General features: G+C 68.5%; 6 protein-coding genes. All 6 read left to right on the top strand.

The annotated features are described in order from the left end of the window. Window positions 1–2,333 (top strand): hypothetical protein (locus tag VIB55_RS23730; RefSeq protein ID WP_331879161.1); only part of this gene is annotated, 2,333 nt, incomplete at its 5' end. A gap of 92 nt (window positions 2,334–2,425) precedes the next feature. Then, the gene (locus VIB55_RS23725; RefSeq protein WP_331879160.1) at window positions 2,426–3,757 is read left to right on the top strand and encodes a RagB/SusD family nutrient uptake outer membrane protein; all 1,332 of its coding nucleotides are present in this window, start codon (window positions 2,426–2,428) and stop codon (window positions 3,755–3,757) included. Between the two features lie 146 nt (window positions 3,758–3,903). Beyond that, the gene (locus tag VIB55_RS23720; protein ID WP_331879159.1) at window positions 3,904–4,290 is read left to right on the top strand and encodes a hypothetical protein; all 387 of its coding nucleotides are present in this window, start codon (window positions 3,904–3,906) and stop codon (window positions 4,288–4,290) included. A gap of 106 nt (window positions 4,291–4,396) precedes the next feature. Next, complete coding sequence (locus VIB55_RS23715; RefSeq protein WP_331879158.1) at window positions 4,397–5,392, top strand: LLM class flavin-dependent oxidoreductase; 996 nt, start codon at window positions 4,397–4,399, stop codon at window positions 5,390–5,392. A gap of 179 nt (window positions 5,393–5,571) precedes the next feature. Beyond that, complete coding sequence (locus VIB55_RS23710; protein WP_331879157.1) at window positions 5,572–5,994, top strand: type II toxin-antitoxin system MqsR family toxin; 423 nt, start codon at window positions 5,572–5,574, stop codon at window positions 5,992–5,994. Continuing rightward, window positions 5,978–6,661: a type II TA system antitoxin MqsA family protein gene (locus VIB55_RS23705; protein WP_331879156.1), complete on the top strand. Its 684-nt coding sequence runs from the start codon at window positions 5,978–5,980 to the stop codon at window positions 6,659–6,661. The genes VIB55_RS23710 and VIB55_RS23705 overlap by 17 nt, the downstream gene beginning before the upstream one ends. Window positions 6,662–7,156 lie beyond the last annotated feature (495 nt).

Genomic DNA, 7,156 nt, shown 5'->3' with positions numbered 1-7,156 from the left:
TCGAGAGCATCGAGGTCGTGAAGGGGCCCTCGGCGGCGACGCTCTACGGGACGGACGCGGCCAACGGCGTGGTGGTGATCACCACCAAGCGCGGCCGTGCGGGCGCGCCCCGGTACACCTTCTCGCAGCGCTTCGGCTACGCGGAGCTTTCGCGTACCCTGGGTTCGCGCGAGTGGACGGCGGAGCGGGCGATGGAAGCCGGCTACGTCGACGATTCCACGGTCGGCGAGTACTTCAACGCCGACGGGACCCCCAAGGCCACGTACGACCTGGAGCGCGAGGTGTTCGGGCGCAAGGCCCCGCAGCGCCAGACCACGTTCAGCGTGGGTGGCGGCAGCGAGACCACCCAGTACTTCCTCTCGGGGCTGGTTCAGAACGACGAGGGAATCGCGGCGAACACGGGCTACGAGAAGCAGTCGCTGAACCTGAACGTGAGCCAGCAGGTGGGGCGGCGCGCCCGGTTCTCGGCGACCAGCAACATCCTGCACTCGGTGGCCGCGCGCGGCGTGACGGGCAACGACAACACCGGCGCCAGCTACGTCAGCGCCATCTCGTTCACCCCGAACTTCGTGAGCTACCGGCCGAAGAACGGGCTGTACCCGCGCAACCCGTTCCTGGACAGCAACCCGCTGGAAACGTCGGAGCTTTCCACGAACGACGAGGACGTGTGGCGGGTGATCGGCTCCGCGAACGCGCAGTTCGACATCCTGAGCCGTGGCGCGCACGAGCTTCGCCTGGTGGCCACGGGCGGCGCCGACTACTTCAACCAGGACAACCGCCTGTACTTCCCGCCCAGCCTGCAGGTGCAGGCCGACCCGGCCAACCCGGGCACGACGGTGAAGGGCGGCGGCACGAACCTGAACCTGAACAGCAACGTCAACCTGGTGCACACGCTGCGTCCGGAGTCGGGTGCCTTCTCGGCCACCACCTCGGGCGGTGTGCAGTACGAGGACCGCGACCTGCGCCTGGCCCAGGTGACCGGCCGCTACCTGCTGGGCAGCCTGGAGCTGCCGTTCCAGGCCGCCAACCAGCTTTCGGCCGGCTCGCGCCAGCGCGTGCGTACCTTCGGCGGCTACGTGCAGGAGGAGCTCCTCCTGTTCAACGAGAGCCTTTCGCTGACGGCGAGCCTTCGCGGCGACCGCAGCAGCAACAACGCCGACACCGACAAGTACTACTATTACCCCAAGGCTGCCGCCGCGTACAACTTCCCGCGGTCGTTCGGCGTCCTGGACCAGCTCAAGCTCCGCACCGCCTTCGGGTCCAGCGGCAGTGAGCCGCAGTACGCCCAGAAGTACACCCCGCTGTCGGTGAGCAACACCGAAGGCAACCCGCAGCTCACGATCAACGGCGCGATCGGCTCCTCGACGCTTCGCCCGGAGCGCGTCACCGAGCTCGAGGGCGGCTTCGACGCCACGCTGTTCGGCCGCCGCGCGCAGCTGGCCGTGACGGCGTACAGCCGCACGATCACCCAGCTGCTGCTGTCGCGCACGCTGCCGCAGTCGAGCGGTTTCACCATCGAGTACTTCAACGGCGGCGAAATGCAGAGCCGGGGTGTGGAAGTGTCGCTCGAGGGCACGCCGATCCAGCGTGGCGCCTTCCAGTGGAACACCACCACCACCTTCTCGCACAACCGCACCGAGGTCACGGACCTGCCGGTGCCGGAGTTCAGCGCCGGCAACTCGTTCGGCAACTCCTACGGCAGCTACCGGATCCGCAAGGGCTATTCGCCCACCACGGTGTTCGCCAACAACGGGCGCGACGAGGCCGGCGTTCTCAAGGTGGACCCGATCGGCGAGTCCGAGCCGGACTTCCAGATGGGCTTCCTGAACGACCTGCAGTTCGGGCGCTTCCGCCTGAGCTCGCTCTTCGACTGGAGCAAGGGCGGCCTGGTGGTGAACCTGACGCGCAACTACTACGACGGCGCCTTCACCGCGCCCGACTACGACGCGCCCAGCAACCTCAAGCGCGACGCCGACGGCCACCTCATCGAGAGCCGCCCGTTCTCTTCGTGCGGACCGACCTGCCTTTCCGGCGAGGAGCGCCTGTTCCTGTTCGCGTCGCCCAACAACCTGCCGGTGTACATCGAGGACGGCAGCTTCGTGAAGCTGCGCGAGCTCGCGCTGAGCTACGACGTTCCGACGCAGATGCTGGGCGGCCGGGTGCGCGGTGCGCAGCTGCAGCTTTCGGGTCGCAACCTCATGACGTGGACCGACTACACGGGCTACGACCCGGAAGTCAGCAACTTCGGGAACGTGTCCGCCGGGCGTAACCAGGACGTGACTCCGTTCCCCCCGAGCCGCGTGTACTCGCTCGGCATCAACCTCGAGTTCTGAGAAATTACATGCGAAATCCAAGAAACAGGCAACGGTACGTTGCCTCCGCGCTCGCCCTGGTCCTCGCCGCCGGCGCATGCTCGGACATCAACGTGCCCGACTACAACCGGGCGGGCTTCAGCGACCTGCAGACCAGCCCGAACCGCACCCTGGTCGACGCGGCGGCCGCCGGCATGCTCGCTTCGGCGCGCATCGACCCGGCGACCCGCGTGCGCCTGACCGGGATCGTGGGCCGCGAGGCCTACTACCTGGACCCGAACGAGGGCCGGTACGTCACCGAGCTCGTCACCGGCGCGATCGACCCGTCGAGCTTCGCGGGCAACCACAACTTCCTGAACCCGTACGGCACCATCGCGCAGGGGAACGTGCTCCTTACGGCCATCGACAAGGTGGCGGCCACGGAGTACACCGACGCGCAGAAGGAGGGGCTCCGCGGGTTCGTGAAGACCGTGATGGGGAGCGAGTACCTGGTCATCGCCATGATGCACCAGTACGGCGTGGTCGACGTGAACGCCGACCCGCTCGCCGAGCCGTCGCCGCTGAAGCCGCAGGCCGAGGTCTACGCCAAGGCGCGCCAGCTGCTCGACGAAGGCGCGGCCCACCTGGCCAAGGGCGGATCGACGTTCACCTTCAAGCTGCCTTCCGGGCTCACCGGCTCGGGGCTCAACCTGAGCAACCCGAGCACGACGTTCCGGCAGTTCAACCGGGCGCTCCGCGCGCGGCTCGACATCCTCACCAAGAACTACACCGCCGCGCTGACGAGCCTGAACGAGTCGTTCATCAGCACGTCGAGCGGTGCGCGGGCGGAGTTCAACCGCGGCGCGTACTACACCTTCAGCGCCGCCTCGGGCGACCGGGCGAACGGCCTCGCCACGGGCTCGCCCGAGGTGGCGGAGCCCACGCTGAGGACCGATGCGCAGCTCAAGGCGAACGGCACGCGCGACGAGCGCTTCCTGCTCAAGGTGGACACCACCGGCAGCACCATCAACCGGTACAACATCGTGAGCTCGCTGCGCTTCAAGCATTACCGCACGGCGCCGTTCTTCGGCTCCGGCGGCGCGGCTTCGCCCATTCCCTGGGTGCGCAACGAGGAGCTGATCCTTTCGCGCGCCGAAGCTCGCTGGTTCACGGGTGACAAGCCCGGCGCGCTGGCGGACCTGAACTTCGTGCGCACGAACTCGGGCGGGCTGGCGGCGATCGCCATGCCGGCCAACGACGACGCGTTCATCACCGCGCTGCTGTACGAGCGCCGGTACTCGCTGATGTACGAGGGCGGGCACCGGTGGATGGACCTGCGCCGCTTCAACCGCCTGGGCACGCTGGTCAACTATCCGCGTCCCGGCGACAAGTCGATCGAGTTCTTCCCGATTCCCTTCGTGGAGTGCCTGGCGCGCGGGGGCCCGGGTTCGGCGCCCGGATGCTGAACACGGCCGGAGCAGGCTGATCGGTGCGGCGCCCGGGGGGAGCATTCCCCGGGCGCCGCTTTCATCCCAGGCTCCGCGTCGCTCCTCCTCTCCCTGACGGCTTTCCCGGCCCCGGTGAAAGCCGCGTCTCCAACCCGCACGGAACCATGAACAAACTACTTCGCGCGCTGGTGATGTCCGCGGCTGTTCTCGTTGGCGCGGCGTGTGCTTCGTCGTCCGGCGCAGGCCGGAAACCGGCGGCGGACCCGGTGACGGTGGAGGTCAGCAACCAGAACCGCCGCGACGTGCGGGTCTACGTCGTCCGCGGCGGGACCTCGGTACGGCTCGGTACCGTGGTGTCCGGGCGCACCGCCACGTTCACGTATCGCGGCATGTCGGCGGGTCAGTCCGAAACGCTGCACCTGAACGCCGAGATCATCGGGGGTGACGCCAAGTTCACCAGCGCGGGCGTGCGCGTGGCGCCGGGAGAGCGGGTGGCGCTTCGCGTCGAGGACCTGATCCAGTCATCGTCCATCTCGGTGCGCAGACCGTAGCCCCGGATCGCCCGGCGGCGGGAGCGCCTTACCAGGGCCCACGGCGCAACTCCGCCGTGGGCCGCTCTGTTCCGCGTTTCGCTTTGTCGAAGGAGAAGGTTCGGACATGGCGGTTCCCCTTTCGGTGCTGGACCTGGCGCCCGTCGCCTCGGGATCGACGGCGAGCGAGGCGCTGAGGAACACGGTAGACCTGGCGCAGCTCGCGGAACGGCTGGGCTTCGCCCGGTGCTGGTACGCCGAGCACCACGGCATGCCCAGCATCGCCAGCTCGGTTCCGGAAATCGTCATCGCGCACGTGGCCGCGGCCACCTCGCGCATCCGCCTGGGATCGGGCGGCATCATGCTCCCCAACCACGCGCCCCTGCGCATCGCCGAGGCCTTCCACACGCTCCATGCGCTGCATCCCGGGCGCATCGACCTGGGGATCGGGCGGGCGCCGGGAACGGACCCGGTGACGTCAAGCGCGCTGCGGCCGTTCGATGCCGAGCAGTTTCCGCAGCAGCTGGAGGAGATGTTCGCGCTGTCCCGGGGCGAGTACGGCGAGGGGCACCCCTTCCGCGGCGTGCGCGTGGTGCCCGGCGACGTGCCGCTGCCGCCGGTGTGGCTGCTGGGCTCCAGCGGCGCGAGCGCCCGGCTGGCGGGCTCGCTGGGGCTGGGCTACTCGTTCGCGCGGCACTTCAGCCCCAGCCCGCCCGCGCCCGCGTTCCAGGCCTACCGCGAGAGCTTTCAGCCGTCTGACGCCTTCCCCGCGCCCCACGCCATCGTGGCGGTGTCCGCCGTCTGCGCCCAAACGCGCGACGAGGCGGAGTTTCTCGCGTCGTCCATGCAGCTGGCGTGGGTGCGGCTGCAGCGGCGCGAGTTCGGACCCATCCCCACGCCCGAAGAAGCCACGGCGTATCCCTACACGCCGCGCGAGCGCGCCGTCGCCGAGGGCTACCGCGCGCTGACCTTCGTGGGCACGCCGGCGGACGTACGGGAGCGCATCGATGCCGTCGTCGAGGAAACGGGCGCGGACGAGGTGATGGTGATCACCACCGTCCACAGCCACGCGGCCCGCCGGCGCTCGTACGAACTCCTGGCGCGCGAGTACGGGATCGGCTGACGGGGAGGTCGCGGGCAAGATGAGCGGAGCAGCGGAGGATCATTTCTGCTGCTCCGCTGCGTTTCGTCGGGGGGCACTTGTGCGGCATTGCCCGGGTATGCATCATGCTACCCCGGGGAAAGTGGCGTCCGGCGCGTGGCGGGAAGTATTTCTAGGACTCGGGTTGGCGTACTGCTACCTTGGGCGGCGTTCCCAAGCTGGAGCAGCCCACCCGAGAACTCGTAGCCACCTGGCTACGCGCCGCCATCATGACGAGAGGCAATCGCCGAAAGGTTGGAGGGCCACATCATCCGCTCGAGCAGGTGCACACGCTCGCGCGCCTCTCCTCCATCCGCATCACGCGCAAGGCGCGGGATGAAGCCGCCGCGCTGCTTCCGGCTTCCGTCGGCAGCCCGGCAATCGCGGTGCGGCAGACGATCCTTGCGCTGCGCGCGGAGCACTGGAAGTTCGCGGAAGAGAACGAATCGGGATGGGTGGACGTCTACCGGATCTTCAAGCACAATCGGCTGATCTGGGCGAAGCTCAAAGTCGAGATGCGCACCGCGAGGGAACTGGTGATCATCTTCTCCTTCCACGAGTACGACGATGACGTCCGCGTCTGACAGCGAGGCAGCCATGAGCACGGGTCCATCTCACGATTGCGCCGACCACCTCCACGCCGTGGAACGCGTTCGCGACTTTCCCATCCACGGCACCACGGTGTCCGTTCGCGAGGAGCTGTATCGCTGCGCTGTCTGTGGCGAAGAGGAATACAGCTTCGAGCAGGCGGTCGCGGCCGAGCGGCGCGCGACCGAGCTGTACCGCGAGCAGAACGGCTTCCTTCAGCCGGACGAGATCGCGGCGCTTCGCCGGCGATGGGGACTCACGCAGGCGGGGCTGGAGGACGCGCTGGGCGTCGGGCGCAAGACGGTGGCGCGGTGGGAGGCGGGGCGCGTGCTTCAGAGCCGCGCCCTCGACAACCTGCTCCGCGCCATCGACCGCTTCCCCGCGGTGCTCACCTTTCTGTCGGAGCGGCAGGGCGTTGCGGTCCAGCCGAACGCGGAGTGGGCGGGGCAGGGCGCACGCACCAACCCCGCGCTTGCCATTCCGAAGACCCTCAGGGCGCGGCTGGAGCGGGAAGCGGAGCACGAAGGCGTTCCCGTGGACGTCTATGCCGCCTCCGTGCTGGCCGAGGGGCTGGAGCGGCGCTCGGCGAACCGCCAGATCGAGTGGATGAGCCGCAAGCTGGACGGGGTTCTGGAATCCGCTTTCCGGGCCGCTGGCAACTAGTGATCAGGCGTATTTTCACGTACGGTATCGGCTGACGGGGAGGGCCGGTGGGTGCCAGACGGAAGATCCGCTGAGCAGGCCTCCGCCCGGGCGGATGAATCCGCTGCAACAACCACACGAAGTCCACCTGCGTGGACTGCATGCACCGGTGAGATTTGAGGTTGTGCGGCGCGACCTGGGGCCGTTACGGTCGATGCTCGGGGCTGGCGGCGAGCGCTTCGGAGGGTGTGTGGCGGATCCCTCAGTCGCTGCCGTCGTCGGTGCAGGGGCGGGTTTCTCGTCGCCGCTCCTTCGGGATGACATCCATGGATGCGAGGTGTCTTCCTCGATGCGTCGCTCACGGGGCTTGCGAGGGTTCCGAGCGAGGTTGGCGACGGCGCTTCTTCGGGATGACAGTCGTGGGTGCGGAGGCACCATCTACGAAGAACGCGGCGGGCCGATGGATTCGGCCCGCCGCGTTCATTCGATCAACCGCCCGGCTTCAGTGCGAGACGG

The organism is Longimicrobium sp. (genome assembly GCF_036554565.1).
Lineage (GTDB): Bacteria > Gemmatimonadota > Gemmatimonadetes > Longimicrobiales > Longimicrobiaceae > Longimicrobium.
This window is presented reverse-complemented; position numbering and strand designations above follow the sequence as displayed.

What these genes read in the sequence shown, in the direction of transcription:
- VIB55_RS23720 (WP_331879159.1), top strand. Translation starts at nt 3,904, where the DNA reads ATGAACAAACTACTTCGCGCGCTGGTGATGTCCGCGGCTGTTCTCGTT.
- VIB55_RS23715 (WP_331879158.1), top strand. Translation starts at nt 4,397, where the DNA reads ATGGCGGTTCCCCTTTCGGTGCTGGACCTGGCGCCCGTCGCCTCGGGA.
- VIB55_RS23705 (WP_331879156.1), top strand. Translation starts at nt 5,978, where the DNA reads ATGACGTCCGCGTCTGACAGCGAGGCAGCCATGAGCACGGGTCCATCT.